2 protein-coding genes and 1 pseudogene are annotated in these 2,254 nt (G+C 69.6%); 2 read left to right on the top strand and 1 reads right to left on the bottom strand.

All coding sequences use genetic code 11. The annotated features are described in order from the left end of the window. Window positions 1-166: 166 nt before the first annotated feature. Together ACN269_RS33725 and ACN269_RS33720 are read left to right on the top strand one after the other, a co-directional pair. Window positions 167-1,225 (top strand): hypothetical protein, encoded by a 1,059-nt coding sequence (locus tag ACN269_RS33725; protein ID WP_421477243.1) that lies wholly within the window; start codon window positions 167-169, stop codon window positions 1,223-1,225. Next, window positions 1,222-2,079, top strand: coding sequence for a patatin-like phospholipase family protein (locus tag ACN269_RS33720; RefSeq protein ID WP_421477241.1), 858 nt, complete (start codon window positions 1,222-1,224; stop codon window positions 2,077-2,079). Before ACN269_RS33725 ends, ACN269_RS33720 begins: the two co-directional genes overlap by 4 nt. Here the strand turns inward: ACN269_RS33720 and ACN269_RS33715 are convergent. Further along, window positions 2,068-2,254, bottom strand: a pseudogene (locus ACN269_RS33715) (esterase); the annotation flags it as partial. The gene ACN269_RS33720 and the pseudogene ACN269_RS33715 sit on opposite strands and share 12 nt — an antisense overlap.

The raw sequence follows: 2,254 nt of genomic DNA, 5'->3' as shown, positions 1-2,254 counted from the left end.
CCCTACCTGATCATCGGCACAATCTGGTCGATGACCCACACCGATCACCTGGCGGATATGCACGGCGTCGACCTGGCGGTGTCGTTCCTGGGGTCGATCGCATCCTGGCCGGTGCTGCTGTTCTCCAACGTATGCATGACGTGATGCGTCGTGTAGACCTGTCGGCATGGTGCTACGGGTCGTGCAGTGGGCAACGGGCGGCGTCGGCGTCGCCGCGATCAGGGCGATAGCCGAACACCCCGAGCTCGAGCTGGTCGGGTGCTGGGTGCATTCGACCGACAAGGCGGGCCGCGACGTCGGCGAGCTCATCGGTGCCGAGCCGCTGGGCGTCACCGCCACCGACTCCATCGACGACATCCTGGCGCTGGCGGCCGATGCGGTCGTCTATGCGCCGCTGATGGCCAACCCCGACGAGGTCGCCGCACTGCTGGCATCCGGCAAGAACGTCGTCACCCCGGTCGGCTGGGTGTACCCCAGCGAGCGCAGCTCGGCGGCACTGCGGGCGGCCGCGCTCGAAGGCAACGCCACCCTGCACGGCACCGGGATCGCCCCGGGCGGGATCAGCGAGAAGTTCCCGCTGCTGTTCTCGGCGATGTCCACCGGTGTGACATTCGTTCGCGCCGAGGAGTTTTCCGACCTGCGAACCTACGACGCGCCCGATGTGGTGCGCCACGTCATGGGGTTCGGAAACACCCCGGACAACGCGCTGTCCGGGCCGATGCAGAAACTGCTCGACGCCGGCTTCATCCAGGCCGTGCGGATGTGCACCGACCGACTCGGTTTTGCCGCCGACCCGAAAGTGCGCGCCACCCAGGAGATCGCCGTTGCCGCCGCCCCGATCACCGACACGCCCATCGGCACGATCGAACCCGGCCAGGTGGCCGGCCGCCGGTTTGTCTGGGATGCGCTGGTGGGCGACGAGGTGGTGGTGCGGGTCGCGGTGAACTGGCTGATGGGTGAGAAAAACCTTGATCCGGCATGGACATTCGGCGCCGAGGGGCAGCGCTACGAGATGGAGTTCCGGGGCAACCCCGACTTCACCGTGACGATCAAGGGTTTCCAGTCCGAGGCGGGGGAGGACGGCCCGGAAAGCGGCGTGGTCGCCACCGCAGCGCACTGCGTGAACTCGATTCCGGCGGTGTGTGCGGCGGCCCCCGGCATCGCCACCTACCTGGACCTGCCGCTGATCAGCGGGACCGCTGCGCCTTCGCTGGCCCGGTCGTGACGACCAAACGCGCGCTGGTGCTGGCCGGCGGCGGCCTGGCCGGCATCGCCTGGGAGACCGGGATCCTGCAGGGCATCGCCGATGAATCCCCGGCCACCGCGGAGGCGCTGATCTCCTCCGATGTGCTGCTGGGCACCTCGGCCGGCTCCACGGTGAGCGCGCAGCTGTCCTCCGGGCTGAGCCTCGACGAGCTCTACCAACGCCAGGTTGCCGCCGATTCTCACGAAATCAGGTCCGGCGTGGACATCGACTCCATCTTCGATCTCTTCCTCACCGCGATGTCGGATGCGGCCGCCAGCCGCGAGCAGAAGCTGGTCCGCATCGGCGAGATCGCGCTGGCCACCCCGACCGTCGAGGAGAAGGTGCGCCACGCCGTCATCGAACACCGATTGCCGTCGCACGACTGGCCGGACACCGACCTGCGGATCACCGCGATCGACATCGCCACCGGTGAACTGCTGACCTTCGATCGCGATTCGGGCGTCGGTCTGGTGGACGCGGTCGCGGCCAGCTGCGCGGTGCCGGGTGCCTGGCCGCCGGTGACCATCGGCGATCGCCGCTACATGGACGGCGGGGTGGGCAGCACCGTCAACATGTCCTTGGTCGAGGACTGCGCCGTGGCCGTTGTGCTGGTGCCGTCGGGGGAGACGACGCCGTCGCCGCTCGGCGGCGGGGCGGCGGCCGAAGTGGCGCTGTTCGCGGGCCGGGCGTTCGGCGTGTTCGCCGACGACGAGGCGCTGGCGGCGTTCGGGCCCGACCCGCTCGACCCGGCCTGCCGGGTGCCCTCGGCGCGGGCCGGGCGCAATCAGGGCCGCCGGTACGCCGCTCCGATCGCCGAGTTCCTAGCCGGCTGACTCGTCGAGCAGCGCCGCCGTGAGCCGACGACCGACCTCGATCACCTCGGCGGCCCGGTGGAAATCCAGGCTGCGGCAGGTCGATCGCGGTACCTCGATGAACATGTCGGGCGGGTAGGCGGCCAACGTGTGCCGGGCCAGCGCGGCCTGCGCAATGTCGATGGAGCGGTTCATC

It is taken from the genome of Micromonospora sp. WMMD736, assembly GCF_049179015.1.
In the GTDB taxonomy this organism is placed as follows: Bacteria; Actinomycetota; Actinomycetes; order Mycobacteriales; family Micromonosporaceae; genus Micromonospora.
This window is presented reverse-complemented; position numbering and strand designations above follow the sequence as displayed.

What these genes read in the sequence shown, in the direction of transcription:
- ACN269_RS33725 (WP_421477243.1), top strand. Translation starts at nt 167, where the DNA reads ATGGTGCTACGGGTCGTGCAGTGGGCAACGGGCGGCGTCGGCGTCGCC.